At 67.7% G+C, this 17711-nt stretch carries 16 protein-coding genes; 2 read left to right on the top strand and 14 right to left on the bottom strand.

The window, feature by feature from the left end; translation table 11 throughout:
• Positions 1-53 precede the first annotated feature (53 nt).
• The 8 genes from AMK58_RS06295 to dnaE all read right to left on the bottom strand — a co-directional run bounded on the left by AMK58_RS06295 (position 54) and on the right by dnaE (position 9714).
• Positions 54-1244, bottom strand: coding sequence for a 1-deoxy-D-xylulose-5-phosphate reductoisomerase (locus tag AMK58_RS06295; protein ID WP_035673106.1), 1191 nt, complete (start codon positions 1242-1244; stop codon positions 54-56).
• Positions 1245-1251: 7 nt separating this feature from the next.
• Positions 1252-2100, bottom strand: a complete 849-nt coding sequence (locus AMK58_RS06290; protein ID WP_035673104.1) for a phosphatidate cytidylyltransferase — start codon at positions 2098-2100, stop codon at positions 1252-1254.
• Entirely contained in the window at positions 2045-2782 is a 738-nt protein-coding gene (locus AMK58_RS06285; protein ID WP_059398727.1) for an isoprenyl transferase, read from the bottom strand. Before AMK58_RS06285 ends, AMK58_RS06290 begins: the two co-directional genes overlap by 56 nt.
• A gap of 4 nt (positions 2783-2786) precedes the next feature.
• On the bottom strand, positions 2787-3356 hold the full coding sequence (gene frr, locus AMK58_RS06280) for a ribosome recycling factor (RefSeq protein WP_035673102.1): 570 nt from the start codon (positions 3354-3356) through the stop codon (positions 2787-2789).
• Positions 3357-3359: 3 nt separating this feature from the next.
• Entirely contained in the window at positions 3360-4115 is a 756-nt protein-coding gene (gene pyrH, locus AMK58_RS06275) for a UMP kinase (RefSeq protein WP_035673100.1), read from the bottom strand.
• A 54-nt stretch (positions 4116-4169) separates the two neighbouring features.
• The gene (gene tsf, locus AMK58_RS06270) at positions 4170-5099 is read right to left on the bottom strand and encodes a translation elongation factor Ts (protein WP_035673097.1); all 930 of its coding nucleotides are present in this window, start codon (positions 5097-5099) and stop codon (positions 4170-4172) included.
• A 115-nt stretch (positions 5100-5214) separates the two neighbouring features.
• Entirely contained in the window at positions 5215-6009 is a 795-nt protein-coding gene (rpsB, locus tag AMK58_RS06265; RefSeq protein WP_035673095.1) for a 30S ribosomal protein S2, read from the bottom strand.
• A gap of 222 nt (positions 6010-6231) precedes the next feature.
• Positions 6232-9714 carry a DNA polymerase III subunit alpha gene (gene dnaE / locus AMK58_RS06260; protein ID WP_035673092.1) on the bottom strand — a complete coding sequence of 1161 codons (3483 nt, stop codon included), beginning with the start codon at positions 9712-9714 and terminating at the stop codon, positions 6232-6234.
• A gap of 192 nt (positions 9715-9906) precedes the next feature.
• Here dnaE and AMK58_RS06255 point away from each other — a divergent pair, with 192 nt between their 5' ends.
• Positions 9907-10509, top strand: a complete 603-nt coding sequence (locus AMK58_RS06255; RefSeq protein WP_059398726.1) for a hypothetical protein — start codon at positions 9907-9909, stop codon at positions 10507-10509.
• Positions 10510-10590: 81 nt separating this feature from the next.
• Positions 10591-11478, top strand: coding sequence for an EamA family transporter (locus AMK58_RS06250; protein ID WP_035673086.1), 888 nt, complete (start codon positions 10591-10593; stop codon positions 11476-11478).
• 15 nt (positions 11479-11493) lie between these two features.
• On the opposite strand, the gene AMK58_RS06245 is transcribed toward AMK58_RS06250, so the two are convergent.
• The 6 genes from AMK58_RS06245 to AMK58_RS06220 form a co-directional block, all read right to left on the bottom strand.
• On the bottom strand, positions 11494-12351 hold the full coding sequence (locus AMK58_RS06245; protein ID WP_035673084.1) for a dienelactone hydrolase family protein: 858 nt from the start codon (positions 12349-12351) through the stop codon (positions 11494-11496).
• Between the two features lie 126 nt (positions 12352-12477).
• Positions 12478-13167 (bottom strand): ABC transporter ATP-binding protein, encoded by a 690-nt coding sequence (locus AMK58_RS06240; protein ID WP_059398725.1) that lies wholly within the window; start codon positions 13165-13167, stop codon positions 12478-12480.
• Positions 13160-14407: a lipoprotein-releasing ABC transporter permease subunit gene (locus AMK58_RS06235; RefSeq protein WP_035673069.1), complete on the bottom strand. Its 1248-nt coding sequence runs from the start codon at positions 14405-14407 to the stop codon at positions 13160-13162. The genes AMK58_RS06240 and AMK58_RS06235 overlap by 8 nt, the downstream gene beginning before the upstream one ends.
• Positions 14408-14740: 333 nt before the next feature.
• Positions 14741-16054 carry a proline--tRNA ligase gene (gene proS, locus AMK58_RS06230; RefSeq protein ID WP_035673040.1) on the bottom strand — a complete coding sequence of 438 codons (1314 nt, stop codon included), beginning with the start codon at positions 16052-16054 and terminating at the stop codon, positions 14741-14743.
• A 124-nt stretch (positions 16055-16178) separates the two neighbouring features.
• On the bottom strand, positions 16179-16577 hold the full coding sequence (locus AMK58_RS06225) for a hypothetical protein (protein ID WP_035673037.1): 399 nt from the start codon (positions 16575-16577) through the stop codon (positions 16179-16181).
• An 8-nt stretch (positions 16578-16585) separates the two neighbouring features.
• A complete protein-coding gene (locus tag AMK58_RS06220) occupies positions 16586-17470 on the bottom strand; it encodes a hypothetical protein (protein ID WP_035673066.1) in 885 nt (294 codons plus the stop codon).
• Between the last annotated feature and the right edge of the window lie 241 nt (positions 17471-17711).

The raw sequence follows: 17711 nt of genomic DNA, 5'->3' as shown, positions 1-17711 counted from the left end.
ACATCCTTTGCATCCCGGAGCGGCTCCTTCGCGGTCCGCGCCCGGAAAAAGACTCAGCGTGCCAGCGCCTCGACCCGCTCGGCCGCCACGCGGCGCGCCTCGGCATCGGTGTCGCGCACCGCGCCCAGGTCGCGGAGCGGCCGGTGCGGCAGCGTGCCCAACACCCCCTCGACGATCCGTTCGATGTCGAGAAAGCCGATCCGGCGGTCGAGAAACGCCTGCACGGCCACCTCGTTGGCGGCACTGAGAATAGTAGGAGCGCCCCCACCGCTTTGCAAGGCGGCCCGGGCGAGCCTCAGGGCCGGGAATCGCTCGGGGTCCGGCGCCTCGAAGGTCAAGGTTGCGGCCTTGACGAGGTCAAGCCGTTCGGCGGGCGTCGGGATGCGCGCCGGCCAGCCGAGCGCGTAGGCGATCGGCGTGCGCATGTCCGGCGTGCCGAGCTGCGCCAGGACCGAGCCGTCCACATATTCGACCAGCGAATGCACGACCGACTGCGGGTGAACCAGCACGTCGATCTTCTCTTCGGAGACGCCGAAGAGGAAATGCGCCTCGATGATCTCCAGCCCCTTGTTCATCATGGTGGCGCTGTCGATAGAGATCTTGGCGCCCATCTCCCAGGTCGGGTGGGCAACCGCCTGCTCGCGCGTCGCCGCGGCCATGAAGGCGCGGTCCCTGGTCCGGAAGGGGCCGCCGGACGCCGTCAGGATCAGGCGCTGAACGCTGTCCAGCCGGTCGAAGTCGAAGACCTGGTAGATTGCCGAATGCTCGCTGTCGACCGGCAGCAGGGTGGCGCCGTGGCGGCGCACCTCCTCCATCATCAGGGCGCCGGCGCAAACCAGCACCTCCTTGTTGGCGAAGGCGACGCAGGCGCCGCGGCGCACGGCGGCCAGCGTGGGCTCCAGCCCGGCGGCGCCGACGATGGCCGCCATCACCCAGTCAGCGGGACGCTCCGCGGCCTCGGCCACAGCCTGCGGCCCGGCGGCGGCCTCCACGCCGGTACCGGCCAGCGCCTCCTTGAGGTCGGCGTAGGCGGCGGGGTCGGCGACCACGGCCAGCTTCGGGCGGAGTTGCCGCGCCTGTTCGGCGAGAAGGGCGACGTTGCGGTTGGCGGTCAGCGCCTCCACCGCGAAGCGCTCCGGATCGCGGGCGACCAAATCCACCGTCTGCGTGCCGACCGACCCGGTCGAACCGAAGATCGTCACACGGCGCGGCGCATCCCCCGCCCCTTCAGCCTTCACAACCATGACCCAGTCACCACCATGCGATTGCCGTGCCGATGGTCGCGTGGAACAGGGCCAGCACCGGGGCGGCAGACAGCAGCCCGTCGATGCGGTCCAGGATTCCCCCGTGACCAGGAATGAGATGGCCGCTGTCCTTCACGTTGTAACGGCGCTTGACCGCGGATTCGAAGAGGTCGCCCGCCTGCGCCACCACGGCCAGGACGGCGCCCACCGCAAGAGCCAGCAGCGGTCGCTGCGCGCCCGCCGCCAGAGCTACCCCCCACCCCACCAGGGCAGAGGAGGCCATACCGCCGATCAGGCCGGCCCAGGTCTTCTTCGGGCTGATGCGCGGGGCCAGCTTCGGCCCGCCGATGCTGCGGCCGGCGGCGTAGGCGCCGATGTCGGTCGCCCAGACGCCCAGCATGGTGAAGAGGAACAGCGCGAGGCCGGACTCCGGATCGTCGCGCAGCCACATCAGCCCGGCCAGACCGGCCACGATGTAGAGAACACCGCCACCGGACAAGCCACGGTCCGGCCCGCCCGAGGCAATCGCCACGCCGGCCGTGGCCAGGAGGGCGACGACGACGGCCGCCCAGGGCCCGGCGGCGATCTGCGCGGCGAGAGCCAGCAGGACGCCGGCCACCGATAACGCGATGGCGGCACCCTTGCGGCGGCAGGGAACGAGGTTGCCCCACTCCACAGCGGAGGCCACGGCACCAAGCGCGATCAGGGCGTGGAAAATCCAGCCGCCGGCCCAGACCGCGGCCAGGACGAGCGGAGCCAGGACGAGCGCCGAGATGGCGCGCGTCTTCAGGTCGCCGGATTTAGCGGGTGCCGGTGGTTGCGCCGAAGCGACGTTCCCGTCGGTGGAACTCTTCAATCGCCGCCTCCAGGTCACGCTTGGAAAAGTCAGGCCAGAGCGTGTCCACGAAGACCAGCTCGGCATACGCCGCCTGCCAGAGCAGGAAGTTGCTGATGCGCTTCTCGCCGCTGGTGCGGACGATCAGGTCGGGGTCCGGAATGTCGGCGGTGAACAGGCGTTCGGACAGCCGGTCCTCGGTGATGTCCGCGGGGTCGAGCGTCCCCGCCTTCACCTCTTCGGCCAGACGCCGCGCCGCCAGCGTGATCTCCTGGCGGGAGCCGTAGCTCAACGCCACCACCAGGGTCAGCTTGCGGTTGTCGCGAGTCAGAGTCTCGGCGTTGTCGATCAGGCCGACGATGTCCTTGGACAGGCGGGCCCGGTCGCCGATGACGCGCAGGCGCACGCCGTTCCGGTGGAGGTCGGCAATCTCGCTGCGCAGGTAGAAGCGCAGGAGCTGCATGAGGTCGGACACCTCCTCCTCCGGCCGACGCCAGTTCTCGGACGAGAAGCTGAAGATCGTCAGGTAGCCGATCCCCAGGTCGCCCGCAGCTTCGACCGTCCGGCGGACGGCGTCCACGCCCTTTTTATGGCCGGCGGTGCGGGGCAGCCCTCTGGACTTCGCCCAACGCCCGTTGCCGTCCATGATCACGGCCACGTGCGCGGGCGGGCGCAGGGGGCGGCTGTCTTCCGCGTCGCGCATGCCGTCAGACCTGCATGATGTCCTTTTCTTTCGCCGCAAGCGCATCGTCGACCAGCTTGATGTACTGGTCGGTCAGCGCCTGGACCTTCTCGCCGAGCCCCTTGTGCTCGTCCTGCGAGATGTCGCCGGCCTTCTCGGCCTTCTTCAGGCCGTCCATGCCGTCGCGGCGCACGTTGCGCACGGCCACGCGGGCCTGCTCGGCGTACTTGTGGGCGACCTTGGCGAGTTCCTTGCGGCGCTCTTGCGTCAGGTCGGGAAGCGGCACGCGGATCGACTGGCCTTCCGTCTGCGGGTTCAGGCCGAGGCCCGAATCGCGGATGCCCTTCTCGACGGCCTTGACCATGCCGCGGTCCCACACCTGCACAACGATCAGGCGCGGCTCCGGCACGCTGACGGTGCCGACCTCCTTGAGGTGCATGCGGGCGCCGTAGGCCTCGACGGTCACGGGCTCAAGCAGGCTGGCGGAGGCGCGGCCGGTGCGCAGGCCGCTCAACTCCTTGCGAAACGCCTCAAGCGCTCCTTCCATGCGGCGCTTGAGATCCGACTGGAGGTCCGATGTATCAGGCGCAGCCACGGCTCACTCCGTTTCTTCGTTGATGATCGTAAACTTGCCCCGGCCCTGCATCACCTCGGCGAAGGCGCCGGGGGTGTGGATCGAGAACACAAGTATGGGGATGTGGCTCTCACGCGCCAAGGAGATCGCGGAAGCGTCCATCACCTGCAGATCGTTCGCCAGGACTTCCAGATAGCCCAGGCGCTCGTAACGCTCGGCGTCCTTCACCTTCTTCGGATCGGCGGTGTAGACGCCGTCCACCTGCGTGCCCTTCAGCAGAGCGTCGCAGCCCATCTCCGACGCGCGCAGAGCGGCGGCGGTGTCGGTGGTGAAGAAGGGGTTGCCGGTGCCGGCCGCGAAGATCACCACGCGGCCCTTCTCCATGTGCCGGATGGCGCGGCGCCGGATGTAGGGCTCGCACACCGACGACATGGGAATGGCCGACTGCACGCGGGTCGCAACGCCCATCCGCTCCAGAGCGCTCTGCATCGACAGGGCGTTCATGACGGTGGCGAGCATCCCGATGTAATCGGCCGAGGCGCGCTCCATGCCGCTCGCCGCACCCTTCACGCCTCGGAAGATGTTGCCCCCGCCGATGACCAGGCTGACCTGGACGCCCAGCTGGATTACCGCCTTCACCTCGTTGGCGACGCGGTTGACCACCTCCGGGTCGAGGCCGTAGTCGCGCTGACCCATCAACGCCTCGCCCGACACCTTCAGCAGGACTCGTTTGAAGCGGATGCCGTCAGCCGGCTCGGTGGTCCCGGTGGTCTGGGCCATGGGGGGCTTTCTCCCGGTTGGTGTGAAGAGTGCGTGCGGCGGAACGCCGGGTCCTTACTTCTGGCCTGCGGCGGCGGCGACTTCGGCGGCGAAATCGCTCTCCGCCTTCTCGATGCCCTCGCCCAGCGCGAAGCGGACGAAGCCCGTCACCTTGACCGGGGCGCCGACGTCCTTGGCGGCGTTCTCCACCACCTTGCGGACCTTGGTCTCGCCGTCGATCACGTAGGTCTGCTCCAGCAGCACCACTTCCTCGTAGTACTTGCGGATGCGGCCTTCGAGCATCTTCTCGACGATGTTCTCCGGCTTGCCCGAGGCGCGGGCCTGCTCGGCGAGCACGTTGCGCTCACGCTCCAGGGCGGAGGTGTCGACGTCGGCGATGTCCAGGGCGTCCGGACGGGCGGCGGCGATGTGCATCGCGACCTGCTTGCCCAGCTCGTTCAGCTTGGCGACATCGCCGGTCGACTCCAGGGCGACCAGAACGCCGATCTTGCCGAGGCCCGGCGCGATGGCCGAGTGGACGTAGGACACGACGACGCCCGCCGGAACCGACAGCTTGGCCGAGCGGCGGATGTTCATGTTCTCGCCGATGGTGGCGATCAGGTTGGTCAGCTCTTCCTGAACCGTGCGGCCGGCGTCCGGATAGGCGGTGCCCTTCAGACCCTCGACGTCGCCCGAACCGGACAGGACCAGCTCGGCGGCCTTCAGGGAGAAGGCCTGGAACTTATCGTTGCGCGCGACGAAGTCGGTCTCGGCGTTCACCTCGACGACGGCGCCCGCGGTGCCGGCGGTGGCGACGGCGACCAGACCCTCGGCGGCGACGCGGCCGGACTTCTTGGCGGCGGCGGCGAGGCCCTTCTTGCGCAGCCAGTCAACGGCGCCCTCGAGGTCGCCCTGGGTCTCGGCCAGCGCCTTCTTGCAGTCCATCATGCCCGCGCCGGTCTTCTCGCGCAGTTCCTTGACGAGCGCGGCGGTAATTTCGGCCATGGTTTCGCCCTCTTCCTTCCGAACGGATCCAAGCGGATCGGGTTGATCCTAACAACTCATAAAAAAGGCAGCCGGGCCATAGGTCATAAGGCCCGGCTGCCCCGTATCACCGGGATCAGGCCTGGGCTTGCTCAGCCGGCGCGGCCTCTTCCGCTTCGGCTTCCGGCAGCTGCTCGGCCGGAGCCTCCTCGCTGGAGCCGACGTCGATGCCGGCGGCGCTCATCTCGGCCTGCAGACCGTCAAGCACGGCGCCGTTCACCAGCTCGCAGTACAGGTCGATGGCGCGCAGAGCGTCGTCGTTGCCCGGGATCGGGAAGGCCACGCCGTCCGGATCGGAGTTGCTGTCGATCACCGCGATGACCGGGATGCCGAGCTTGTTGGCTTCCTTGACGGCGATCGACTCCTTGTTGGTGTCGATGATGAAGAGGACGTCCGGCAGGCCGCCCATCTCCTTGATGCCGCCCAGCGCGCGCTCCAGCTTGTCGCGCTCGCGGGTCAGCTCGAGGATTTCGCGCTTGGTCAGGCCCGAGGTGTCGCCGCCCAGACGCTCTTCCATCTCGCGCAGGCGCTTGATCGACTGGGAGATGGTCTTCCAGTTGGTCAGCATGCCGCCGAGCCAGCGGTGGTTGACGTAGTACTGGCCGCACTTCGACGCGGCCTCGGCCACCTTCTCCTGGGCCTGGCGCTTGGTGCCGACGAACAGGACGCGGCCGCCGCCGGCGACGACGTCACGGACGGCCTGCAGGGCGCGGTGCAGAGCCGGGACGGTCTGCTCCAGGTCGATGATGTGCACGCCGTTGCGCACGCCGAAGATGTACGGACCCATCTTCGGGTTCCAGCGACGGGTGTGGTGACCGAAGTGGACGCCGGCTTCGAGCAGCTGGCGCATGGTGAAAGACGGAATAGCCATTTGGAAAAGTCCTTTTCCGGTTGCTCCGCCGCGGGCACTGTCCGTTTGACAGGACACCGGATCGGGCCATCGGGGTAAAGCCGAGGGACCGCCAGCCCGCGTGAGGTTTTGACGACGGCGCTTACATAGCCCGCCGCAACCGCTTTGGCAACACCGGTTTGCCAATTGGTTGGCGCCGAATGCGGTGCATCGCGCACCGCTTCGTCATGGAAAGCGCATTCTCTACAGCTCCACCACCTCGACCACCCCCGGCACCGCCTTCAGCGCGGCACGGCTCTGGTTGGTGATGTTGAAGGAGCCGGGAAGCTGGATCTCCACCTCCTTCAGCGGGTCGATCTCGACCAGCAGGTGGATCTTACCCTTGCCGCGGGCCAGCCGCTCCAGCATGCCGCGGATGCTCTCCACCGGCCCACCGTCGCGCACCACCACCTTCAACCCGTCCGAGACCTGGGCCACGGCGTCCTCCAGCGGTTTCACCTCCTGGCAGGTCAGGCGGATGTCCTCGCCGTTCATCTGGACGTCCACGGTCATCAGCACCGGGCGCCCGGCCTCCAGCAGGTCGCGGTTGGTCGCCAGCACCTCGGAGAAGACCGTCACCTCGTAGCCGCCGCTGGAGTCGGACAGCTCCACGAAGGCGAAGCGGTTGCCCGACTTCGCGGTCTTCTCCTTGCGGCTGACCACGATGCCGGCGACGCTGCGCCGGGTCGAGCCGCCGCCGGTCACCGCCGTGGCAAGGTCCGCCGACCGCACCACCCTCATGCGGCCCAGCGGCCCGGCGAAGGCGTCCAGCGGGTGGGCGGACAGGTAGAAGCCGATGGAGCCGAACTCGTGCTTCAGCTTCTCCAGCGGCTCCCACTCCTTGACCTTGGGCAGGTCCGGCTCCTTCAGCCCGCCTCCGGCGCCGCCGAACAGGTTGCCGATGCCACTGTCGCGCTCCGCCGCCTCGGCCTGGGCGTAGCGGATCAGCGTCTCCAGCGCCGCGTGCACCTGCGCGCGGTTCGGGTTGATGCCGTCGAAAGCGCCGGCACAGGTCAGGTTTTCGAGCTGGCGCTTGTTGATGGTCTTCAGGTCGAGGCGGCGGGCGAAGTCGAACAGGCTCTTGTAGGGGCCGTTCTTGCGCCGCTCCTCCACCACCGCCTTCATGGCCGGCAGGCCGACGCCCTTCACCGCGGCCAGCGCGTAGCGCACCGCCTTGGTGCCGTCGGGCAGCGCCTCCACCCCGAAGATGCTGTCGGACTTGTTGATGTCCGGAGTCAGCAGCTTGATCTTCAGCCGCACCAGCTCCTGCCGGAAGACGTTCAGCTTGTCGGTGTTGCCGAGGTCGAGCGTCATCGACGCCGCCATGAACTCCACCGGGTGGTTCGCCTTCAGATAGGCGGTGTGGTAGGCGACAAGGGCGTAGGCGGCGGCGTGGCTCTTGTTGAAGCCGTAGCCGGCGAACTTGGCCACCTGATCGAAGATCATGCTGGCCTGATCGGGATCCACGCCCTTGTCCTTGGCGCCGACGACGAACTTGTCGCGCTCCTTGTCCATCTCCTCCTTGATCTTCTTGCCCATGGCGCGGCGCAGAAGATCGGCGCCGCCCAGCGAATAGCCGGACAGCACCTGGGCGATCTGCATGACCTGCTCCTGGTAGATCATGATCCCAAAGGTCTCCTTCAGGATCGGCTCCAGAGCCGGATTCATGTAGTCGGGCAACTCCTCCCCGTTCTTCACCTTGATGTATTTGGGGATGTTGTCCATCGGGCCGGGGCGGTAGAGCGACACCAGCGCGATGATGTCCTCCAGCCGGTTCGGCTTCAGCCGGCGCAGCACGTCGCGCATGCCCGAGCTTTCCAGCTGGAACACCCCGGTCGATTCGGCGCGCCCCAGAATCTCGTAGCTTCGGGGGTCATCCAGCGTGACGGTGGTCAGGTCCGGCTTCTCCGGGATCAGGTCCACCGCCGTCTTCAGCACGGTCAGCGTCTTCAGGCCGAGGAAGTCGAACTTCACCAGCCCGGCCTGCTCGACGAACTTCATGTTGAACTGGGTGACCGGCATGTCGGAGCGCGGGTCGCGGTACAGCGGCACCAGATCGTGCAGCGGCCGGTCGCCGATCACCACGCCCGCCGCGTGGGTCGAGGCGTGGCGGTAAAGACCCTCCAGCTTCAGGGCGATGTTGACGAGGCGCGCCACCGTCTCGTCGCCGTCGCGGGCCTGGCGCAGCATCTCCTCGCTGTCGAGCGCCTGCTGGAGCGTCACCGGGTTGGCCGGGTTGTTCGGCACCAGCTTGCAGATCTTGTCCACCTGCCCGTAGGGCATCTGCAGCACGCGCCCGACGTCGCGCAGCACGGCGCGGGCCTGCAGCTTACCAAAGGTGATGATCTGGGCGACGCGGTCGTAGCCGTACTTGTCCTGGACATAGCGGATCACCTCTTCGCGGCGGTCCTGGCAGAAGTCCACGTCGAAGTCAGGCATCGACACGCGTTCGGGATTCAGGAAGCGTTCGAACAGCAGGCCGAAGCGCAGCGGGTCCAGGTCAGTGATGGTCAGCGCCCAGGCGACGACCGAGCCGGCGCCCGACCCGCGGCCCGGCCCAACCGGGATGTCGTGCGACTTGGCCCACTTGATGAAGTCCGACACGATCAGGAAGTAGCCGGGGAACTTCATCGACACGATGACGTCCAGCTCGAACTCCAGCCGCTCGAAATAGGTCTTGCGGGTCTCTTCGCGCTGCTCCGGCGTCATGTCCGGGGTGTAGACGACGCTGTTCAGCCGCATCTCCAGCCCCTCGCGGGACTGGGCGCGCAGTTCCTCCCCCTCGTCGCGGCCGCCCTCGCAGGGGAAGGGCGGCAGGATGGGCTTAATCGGCCTCAGCAGGAAGGAGCAGCGCCTGGCGATGGCGACCGTGTTGTCCACCGCCTCCGGCAGGTCCTTGAACAGGTCCCGCATCTCCTCGGCCGACTTGAAGCGGTGGTCGGGGGTGAGGCGGCGGCGCTCGGTCTGGCTGATGTAGGCACCCTCGGCGATGCAGAGCAGCGCGTCGTGCGCCTCGTACATGTCCTCGGTTGCGAAATAGCAGTCGTTGGTGGCGACCAGCGGCAGGTCGTGGGCGTAGGCGAGTTCGATCAGCGCCGGCTCGATGGCGTCTTCGATCACCGCGAAATGGTCGCGGTGGCGCTGAAGCTCGACGTAGAGCCGGCCGGGGAACAGCCGCTTCAGCCGCTCCAGCACGTCGAGCGCCAGATCCTTCTGCCCCTCGCCCAGCAGCCGTCCGACCGAGCCGGCGGGACCGCCGGTCAGCGCGATCAGCCCGGCGGAATGGCCCTCCAGCGCGTCCAGCGGAATCTGCGGCCCGGCCATCGGGTCCGATTCCAGGAAGGCCTTGGAGACCAGCTTCATCAGGTTCCGGTAGCCTTCGTCGCTCTGGCAGAGCAGGACGAGCTGGTCGGGGACTGACGCCGCCTTGCCCGGCAGGCCCGGCTTGCCGTTGGCGGGGCCGACTCGGGTGATGCCAAGGACCGTACCGATGATCGGCTGCACGCCCGAATCCGCGGCGGCCAGCGCGAACTCCAGCGCGCCGAACAGGTTGCCGGTGTCGGTTACGGCGACCGCCGGCATCTCCTTCTTCTGGCAGAGCTTGACCAGCTCCTTCACCTTGATGGCGCCCTCGGACAGGGAATAGGCGGAGTGGACGCGCAGGTGGATGAAGTCGGCGTGGGGCATGGCGGAGATGGGCACCGGTTCCAGCGAAAGGGGGGACGTCTCCCCCTAGTCGTCGCGCATCCCGTCCCGCACTGCAAGGGACCAAGCGCGGGCCCGGCCATGCGGCGATGCGCCAACCCTGTCGAAGGTAAGGGAAGATTCCCCGATCATGCGTGTTCGTGCTATCGAAAGAGGCAGAGCCACGATCCGAGAATGACCCGTTCCATGCGCTGCATCCGCTCCAGCGCCGTTCTGGCGGTGCTGGCGGCCACGCTCCTCACGGCTTGCCAGACCACCGGCGCCCCCGCACCGTCCGCGGAGCAGACCCACCGGCCGCCGCCGACCGTTACGCCCGCCTCCCCACTGTCCGACGCACCGGGGCGCATCGTCGCGCAGAACAAGGGCTGGGTCGTGCGGGCGCATCCGGCGACCAAGACCGGTTCGGCCTATTGCTACGCCACGCGGACCGACGACTCCTCCCCCCTCTCCTTCCGGGCGACGGCGAAGGGGGCGGCGATGCTGGTCAACGCCGACCAGCACGCCCAGGCCGACAAGGACACGGAAAGCCGCCTGACCGCCATCTTCCCCGACGGGGAAACCATGGCGCTGGAGGCCAGCCCCCTGCCCGACGGCGGCGTGGTCGTCCCGGTCGAGCTGCCCAAGTACGAGGACCTGTTCGAACCCTTCATGCGGTCGCGCGCGGTGACGCTGCAACGGGACGGCGACGGGACGGAGATCGGCGACGTCAATCTCGGCGGCTCCTCCTGGGCGCTGGCCGCGCTGGACGAGTGCCGCATCCTTCACACGGATAAGTAAAGTAAGAGGAGCGGTCACACCCTCCTTGCGTGCTGTTGCGCCGCATTGACCGCCGCGCCCTGCGGGTCTAGCCTCGGCCCTATGCGCACCGCCCACATCGCTCTGGCCCTTGCCGTCGCGGCAATCTGGGGCTTCAACTTCGTCGCCATCAAGGTCGGCCTCGAGGATTTCCCGCCGATCCTGTTCTGCGCCCTGCGCTTCGCGCTGGCGGCGCTGCCGCTTGTCGTTCTGGGCGTCCGCGGCGGTCCGCCGGTGCCCTGGCGCTTCATCCTCAGCATCGGGATGGTGCTGGGGGTGGTGAAATTCTCGCTGCTGTTCGTCGGGATGGACATCGGCATGCCGGCGGGGCTGTCGTCGCTGGTGCTGCAGTCGCAGGCCTTCTTCACCGCCCTGTTCGCCGCGGCGGTGCTCGGCGAACGGCCCGGGCCGAAGCAGGTCCTGGGCATGGCGGTGGCCTTCGCCGGGATCGGCCTGATCGCTCTTGAGATGCCGGCCGGCGAATCGCTGCTCGGGCTGGGGCTGGTCATCGCCGCCGCGGCCACCTGGGGCGTGGCGAACCTGCTGATGAAGCAGGCCAGGGCGCCGGACCTGTTCCGCATGATGCTGTGGGTCAGCGTGGTGCCGCCGATCCCGTTGCTGCTGCTGTCGCTGGGGATGGAGGGGCCGGACCGGGCTTGGCAAGCCCTGACCCATCTGACACCGCTGGGCGTCGGGGCGGTGGCCTACATCGCCTTCGGGGCGACGCTGTTCGGCTTCGCCGCCTGGGGCTTCCTGCTGCGCCATTACCCGGCGAGCCTGGTGGCGCCCTTCTCGTTGCTGGTGCCGGTCTTCGGCATGAGCTCCAGCGCGCTGTTCCTGGGGGAGAGCTTCACGCCGCTGAAGATGGCCGGCGCGCTTCTGGTGCTGGCCGGGCTGGCGGTGGCCGTGCTGAAGCTGCCCTCCGCACGGCCCGCCACCCACCGGCCCTGACTCGGTGCTGACCGGTCAGGTCAGGTTCTTCTTCAGGAACTCCACGGACCGGCCCCAGGCGAGGTCCGCCGCTTCCTTGTTGTAGCGCTCCGCCGACGTGTCGTTGTGGAAGGCGTGGTTCACGTTCTCGTACATGAAGAGTTCGTAGGACTTGCCGCCCTTCTTCAGGGCCTCCTCGTAGGCCGGAATCTTGGCGTTCACGTTCTTATCCAGCCCGGCGTAGTGGAGCTGGAGCGGCGACTTGATCGTGGTGACCAACGCCGGGTCGGGCGCTGGGCCGTAGAAGACGACGCCGGCTTTGAGGTCCGGCGCCTTGATGGCCAGCCGGTTTGTCATGCCGCCGCCCCAGCAAAAGCCGATGGCCCCCACCTTGGCGTTGGAGTAGCGATAGGCCATCAGGTCGCTCATCGACGCGATCAGGTTGTTCACCGTCTTGTCGGGGTCAAGCTGGCCGATCATCTCGCGGGCACGGTCGGGATCCTGCGGGGTGCCGCCGAGCGGGGACAGCAGATCCGGGGCCATGGCGACAAAGCCGGCCACCGCCAACCGCCGCGTCACGTCCTCGATGTAAGGGTTCAAGCCGCGGTTCTCGTGGATCACCACCACCGACGGCGCCTGCTCGGCCAGCTTCGGGCGGGCCCGGTAGGCCTGGACGTCGCCGGTGGCGCCCTGGAAGCTGACGCGTTCCGTGGCGATTCGGCTGTCGTCCTCCGGGACCTCGGCGGCCAAGGCGTAGTTCGGCTCGATCTGCGAGAGGATCGCCGGAATGGCCGCCGCGCTGCCCGCCAGCACCGCCAGCCGCTCCAGGAAAACGCGGCGCGGCAGCGGCCGGTGGGTATACTCGTCGTACAGATCGATGATCTTCTGATCCATGGACTCCGGTCCCTCCTTGTTGGGTTGCGCGAAGTCTGCCCCAGGACGCACCGATCACCAATCCGCCGAACGGCGATGCCACTCTTACGCGGTTTGGCCGATTCCCCGCCTACGCCGCGCCACCGGTCAAACCCTGGCGTGCTCCACGAGAAGGCCGTCGCTCATCTCGAACACCCGGTCCATGCGGTTCGCCAGTTCCAGATTGTGGGTGGCGATCAGCGCGCCGACACGGGCCTGCCGGACGATGGAGGTCAGCATGGCGAAGACCCCCTCCGCCGTGTGCGGGTCGAGGTTGCCCGTCGGCTCGTCGGCGATCAGCAGGCCCGGCCCGTTGGCCAGCGCGCGGGCGATGGCGACCCGCTGCTGCTCGCCGCCGGACAGGCGGGCCGGGCGGTGGCCGGCGCGCGGCTCCAGCCCGACCATGCGCAGCAGCTCCAGAGCCCGCTCGCGGGCGGTGCGCTTCGGCACGCCGTTGATCATCTGCGGCAACACGATGTTCTCCAGCGCGGAGAATTCCGGCAGCAGGTGGTGGAACTGGTAGACGAAGCCAACCGAGCGGCGGCGCACCTCCGTTCGCTTCCCGTCGTCCAGGGCGGAGACGTCGGTGCCGGCGATGCGCACGGTGCCGGCGGTCGGCCGCTCGAGCAGGCCGGCGATGTGCAGCAGGGTCGATTTGCCGGCGCCCGACGGGCCGACCAGGGCGACCAACTCACCCGCATGGACGGTCAGCTCCGCTCCGCGCAGCACCTGAAGCTCCGTCCCCGCCTGCTCGAAGGTGCGGACGATCCCCGACAGTTCCAGCATCGGCTCACTCATAGCGCAGGGCCTCCACCGGATCGAGACGCGCCGCCCGCCAGGACGGGTAGACGGTCGCAGCGAAGGACAGGCCCAGCGCCATCAACGTGACCTGGACCACCTCCGACCAGTCGATCTTCGCCGGCAGTTGCGACAGGAAATAGATCTCGGCGTTGAACAGGTTGGTGCCGGTCAGCGCCTGGATGCCCTGGCGGATCGTCTCGATGTTCAGCGCGAAGGAGACACCCAGGGCCACGCCCAGCAGCGTCCCCGCCACCCCCACCGAGGCGCCGGACAGGAAGAAGATGCGCATGATCATGCCGCGGGTAGCGCCCATGGTGCGCAGGATGGCGATGTCCCGTCCCTTGTCCTTCACCAGCATGATCAGGCTGGAGATGATGTTGAAGGCGGCCACCGTGATGATCAGCGACAGGATCAGGAACATCACGTTGCGCTCGACCTGGAGCGCCGTGAAGAAGCTGGCGTTCGACTGCTGCCAGTCGACCACGCGCCCCACCCCGGCCACCGCCGACTGGATGGCGTCGCGCGCCTCCCGTATCCGGGTCGGGTCGCTGACGAAGACCTCCAGCGAGGTCACCGCCTCACCGGTGCGGAAGAAGGTCTGGGCCTCCGGCAAGGGCAGGAAGATGAAGCTGTTGTCGTATTCGAACATGCCGACGTCGAACACCGCGCCGATGGTGAAGCTGCGCATCCGCGGCACCGTGCCGAAGGCGGTGACGTTGCCTTGCGGCGCGATCAGAGTGAGCTGGTCGCCGACCGCCAGTCCCAGCCGCTGCGCCATGCGGATGCCGATGGCGATGTTGTCGTCGCCAAAGGCGTCAGCGGTGCCGCGCACGATGTTGCGGGACAGGGTCGGCCGCACCCGGAAATCCTCCGGCCGCACGCCGCGCACCACCGCACCGGACGCGACGCCGCGCACCGACACCAGCGCCTGCCCCTCGACCGTCGGCGTCACCCCGATCACGCCCGGCACGCCCTGGAGGCGCTGCACCAGCGGGTCGTAGTCGGGCAGCGGCCCGCCGCGGCTGCTGTAGACGTTGAGATGGCCGTTCAGGCCGAGCACGCGGCCCAAAAGCTCCGCCCGAAAGCCGTTCATCACCGACATCACGATGATCAGCGTCGCCACGCCGAGCGCGATGCCCAGCAGCGAGAATCCCGCGATGACCGAAATGAACCCTTCCTGGCGGCGCGCCCGCAGATAGCGCATCGCGACCATGCGTTCGAAGGCGGAGAAGATCATGCGGCTCCCGATGAGCGAAAGGCCGGCGACGGAGGTCCGGCAAAAGCAAAGGCGGCGGACCGCAACCAGTCCGCCGCCCCGCAACATAAGTGCTTAACCGTGGCAGGAAAAGGGCGACCTTCCAGCGACCTTCCAAGGCGCCCGCTCCCCTTCCTAAATTCCCTCTCCCCCCTGGGGAGAGGGTTAGGGTGAGGGGGTTGCGCTTTTGCCGAACGTACCGCGACGCGCAACCCCCTCACCGGCCCTCCGGGCCACCCTCTCCCCAGAGGGGAGAGGGCTAAATGGCAAAGCGCGGAACTTTGATTACAGCGCCCGCTCCCCCGCCCCACGGTGTTACGCCGAGAGCTTCTCCAGCGCGCTCTCCACCGACAGCTCCTGCTTCTCGCCGGTGGCCCGGCGCTTCAGCTCGACCACGCCGTTCTTCAGGCCGCGCGGCCCGACGACGAGCTGCCACGGCAGGCCGATCAGGTCCATGTCGGCGAACTTCACGCCCGGACGCTCGTCGCGGTCGTCATACAGCACGTCCATCCCGTTGGCGCGGAGCTTGTAGTACAGTTCCTGGCAGACGCGGTCGGTCTCGGCGTCGCCGACCTTGAGGTTGACGAGGCCGACGTTGAAGGGCGCCACGGCGTCCGGCCAGATGATGCCGTTGTCGTCGTGGCTGGCCTCGATGATCGCGCCCATCAGGCGCGACACGCCGATGCCGTAGGAGCCCATCTCCACCGGAACCGGATCGCCGCCCGGACCGGCGACGACGGCGTTCATCGGCTTCGAGTATTTGGTGCCGAAATTGAAGATGTGGCCGACCTCGATGCCGCGGGCCGACACCAGGTCCGACTCCGCGACCGGGCAGTTGCCGGGCTCGTGCTTCTCGTCGGTAGCCGCATAGATCGAGGTGTAGGTGTCGAAGAAGGGCTGCAAGTCCTCGTCGAATCCCGGGGCGTTCTGCAGCACGTCCAGGGTCAGCCAATCCTTGTGGCAGAAGACGCCGCTCTCGCCGGTCTCGGCCAGGATGATGAACTCGTGGCTGAGGTCGCCGCCGATCGGGCCGGTGTCGGCGCGCATCGGGATCGCCTTCAGCCCCATGCGGGCGAAGGTGCGCAGATAGGCCAGGAACATCTTCTGGTAGGAGCGGCGGGCGCTGGCCGCGTCGATGTCGAAGCTGTAGGCGTCCTTCATCAGGAACTCGCGCCCGCGCATCACGCCGAAGCGGGGGCGGATCTCGTCCCGGAACTTCCACTGGATGTGGTAGAGGTTCAGCGGAAGCTGGCGGTAGCTCTTCACGAAGGCGCGGAAGATGTCGGTGATCATCTCCTCGTTCGTGGGACCGAACAGCATCTCACGGTCGTGGCGGTCGGTGATGCGCAGCATCTCCTTGCCGTAATCGTCGTAGCGGCCGCTTTCCTTCCACAGCTCCGCCGACTGGATGGTCGGCATCAGCAGTTCCTGGGCGCCGGCGGCGTCCTGCTCCTCGCGGACGATCTGCTCGATCTTCTTCAGGACCCGGTGGCCCAGCGGCAGCCAGGCGTAGATGCCGGCGCTGGTCTGGCGGATCATCCCGGCCCGCAGCATCAGGCGGTGCGAGACGATCTGCGCCTCGGTCGGAGTCTCCTTGAGGGTCGGCAGGAAGAAGGTGGACAGCCGCATGGCTCTGCTCTCGGTTTCGAGGGGATTCGTCCGGCGGTGCGCCGGTCCGCAACAGGGAGAGCGACTTTAGGAAGCCACCGCGCGCTTGTCCATCGTCACGGCGTGCGGCGAGGGACGGAACGGCCTATCGGGCGGTGCGGCAATAGGCGTAAACCTCGGCCTCGCTCGGCGCGCCGATGGGCTGGCCGTTGAAGTAGAGCCGGTTGGCGTACCAGGTCAGATAGCCGACCTCGACACCCGGCGGCGCCGCGCCCCGCGGCACCGGAAAGCCCATGCGGCGGGCGAAATCCACGGTCACCGGGATGTCGAAGCGCTCCAGCGGCGGCGCGGTCCCGGCCGAGCCCGGCAGGTCGGCGGGGGCCACCGCCTTGCCCGTCACGTCCACGCCCGGCGTGTAGTCCACCCCGGCTGCCGGGCGATGCGCCGTCAGGAACTGGCAGGCGGACAGGTCGATCGGCTGCGCCGCTGCCCCAGTGGAAAGCGCCAGAAACGAGACGAGAAGGGGAGCGGAGCGGTGGATCATCGACGACCTCAGCCTTGGGCGGCGGCGGATTGCTTCATGGATTTCCAGTAGGTGGCGAGATAGGGCATGCCCTTCTCGGCCTCCTCCTGGGTGCGGGCCGACTGCCGGATGTACTTGCCGAGGAAGGGCTTGTTCACGAATTCCATGTCGACGGCCGCCTTCAGCACCAGGAATTCGCCGATCCGGTCCGGCAGGTTGTAATGCCACTTCTGCAAGCAGTCGGAGGTCACCCCCGGCTTGGCCTGATCCTGGCCCGACAGGTAGAATTCCTGGTGGTGGTACTGGTTGATTTCCTTCCAGGCCTGGAAGATGCGCGCCGGTTTGACGCGGATCAGCCCTTTCAACACCTTGATGTCGTCGTGGAACAGCGGCAGGTAGCCACGGCGCTCCGCCTGCTCATTCAGCATGGTGTAAAGACCGGCCATGACATCGCCCTCCGCCCCCTGCTCGCTGCTTTTCCTTTCCGGTTTGTCCGCCTTGCGCCCGAACAGCGAGGCGAAGAAGCCCTTCTTCTTGGCCGGCGCCGACCCGCCGCTGTCCGACCCCACTTTCCGCTCATCCCACAGCGCGTCCCAGGCGTAGTCCCAGGCGGTGAAGACGGCGTTGGAGCGGTCGTCGAGCACTGTCAACAGATAGTCGCGCCCGTCCCTCGGCCAGTCCACGTCGCCGACGATGGCCCGCACCGGACGGCGGCTGAGCAGCACCGGAAAGATCCCGACGCGCACCAGCTCGGCGTAGATTTCCTGAAAGGATGGGGTCAAGGCAAAGGGGAGCTTGGCCGCCGGCTGCTCTTCGGGGGTCAGCAGTTCAAGACTTTTGCGGGTGCGGTCGAGCAGTTCGGTGGTCAGAATGGCCGCGAACTGCTCGAATTTCTCGTTATCACCCGCGGTCATCGGCGCCTCGGCATCGTTCTCCCCGCTGACGGCCGCAAATTCCGGCTGCGAACGCCGCCGCACTTGATTCCAAAGCCGGAACGGAAGCTTGCCCGCTTCCTGCACAGTGGATCAGCTATAGCCGATAAAGGGTTAATTCATTCTGTACCGAAGCACAACGGTCCGCCTGTCTACGGACGAACGCCAACACGGACGCCGTGACCGGGCCGGGACGAAAAAAGGACCGCGCGGCGATCGCGGC

The organism is Azospirillum brasilense, assembly GCF_001315015.1.
In the GTDB taxonomy this organism is placed as follows: Bacteria; Pseudomonadota; Alphaproteobacteria; order Azospirillales; family Azospirillaceae; genus Azospirillum; species Azospirillum brasilense.
Note: the sequence above shows the minus strand (reverse complement) of the source record. Positions and strands in the feature narration are given on the sequence as shown.

Bases quoted from the DNA above. Each gene is read 5' to 3' on its own strand.
- AMK58_RS06295 (WP_035673106.1), bottom strand. From the start codon at position 1,244: ATGGTTGTGAAGGCTGAAGGGGCGGGGGATGCGCCGCGCCGTGTGACG.
- AMK58_RS06285 (WP_059398727.1), bottom strand. From the start codon at position 2,782: ATGCGCGACGCGGAAGACAGCCGCCCCCTGCGCCCGCCCGCGCACGTG.
- pyrH (WP_035673100.1), bottom strand. From the start codon at position 4,115: ATGGCCCAGACCACCGGGACCACCGAGCCGGCTGACGGCATCCGCTTC.
- tsf (WP_035673097.1), bottom strand. From the start codon at position 5,099: ATGGCCGAAATTACCGCCGCGCTCGTCAAGGAACTGCGCGAGAAGACC.
- rpsB (WP_035673095.1), bottom strand. From the start codon at position 6,009: ATGGCTATTCCGTCTTTCACCATGCGCCAGCTGCTCGAAGCCGGCGTC.
- dnaE (WP_035673092.1), bottom strand. From the start codon at position 9,714: ATGCCCCACGCCGACTTCATCCACCTGCGCGTCCACTCCGCCTATTCC.
- AMK58_RS06255 (WP_059398726.1), top strand. From the start codon at position 9,907: ATGACCCGTTCCATGCGCTGCATCCGCTCCAGCGCCGTTCTGGCGGTG.
- AMK58_RS06250 (WP_035673086.1), top strand. From the start codon at position 10,591: ATGCGCACCGCCCACATCGCTCTGGCCCTTGCCGTCGCGGCAATCTGG.
- AMK58_RS06245 (WP_035673084.1), bottom strand. From the start codon at position 12,351: ATGGATCAGAAGATCATCGATCTGTACGACGAGTATACCCACCGGCCG.
- AMK58_RS06240 (WP_059398725.1), bottom strand. From the start codon at position 13,167: ATGAGTGAGCCGATGCTGGAACTGTCGGGGATCGTCCGCACCTTCGAG.
- AMK58_RS06235 (WP_035673069.1), bottom strand. From the start codon at position 14,407: ATGATCTTCTCCGCCTTCGAACGCATGGTCGCGATGCGCTATCTGCGG.
- proS (WP_035673040.1), bottom strand. From the start codon at position 16,054: ATGCGGCTGTCCACCTTCTTCCTGCCGACCCTCAAGGAGACTCCGACC.
- AMK58_RS06225 (WP_035673037.1), bottom strand. From the start codon at position 16,577: ATGATCCACCGCTCCGCTCCCCTTCTCGTCTCGTTTCTGGCGCTTTCC.
- AMK58_RS06220 (WP_035673066.1), bottom strand. From the start codon at position 17,470: ATGACCGCGGGTGATAACGAGAAATTCGAGCAGTTCGCGGCCATTCTG.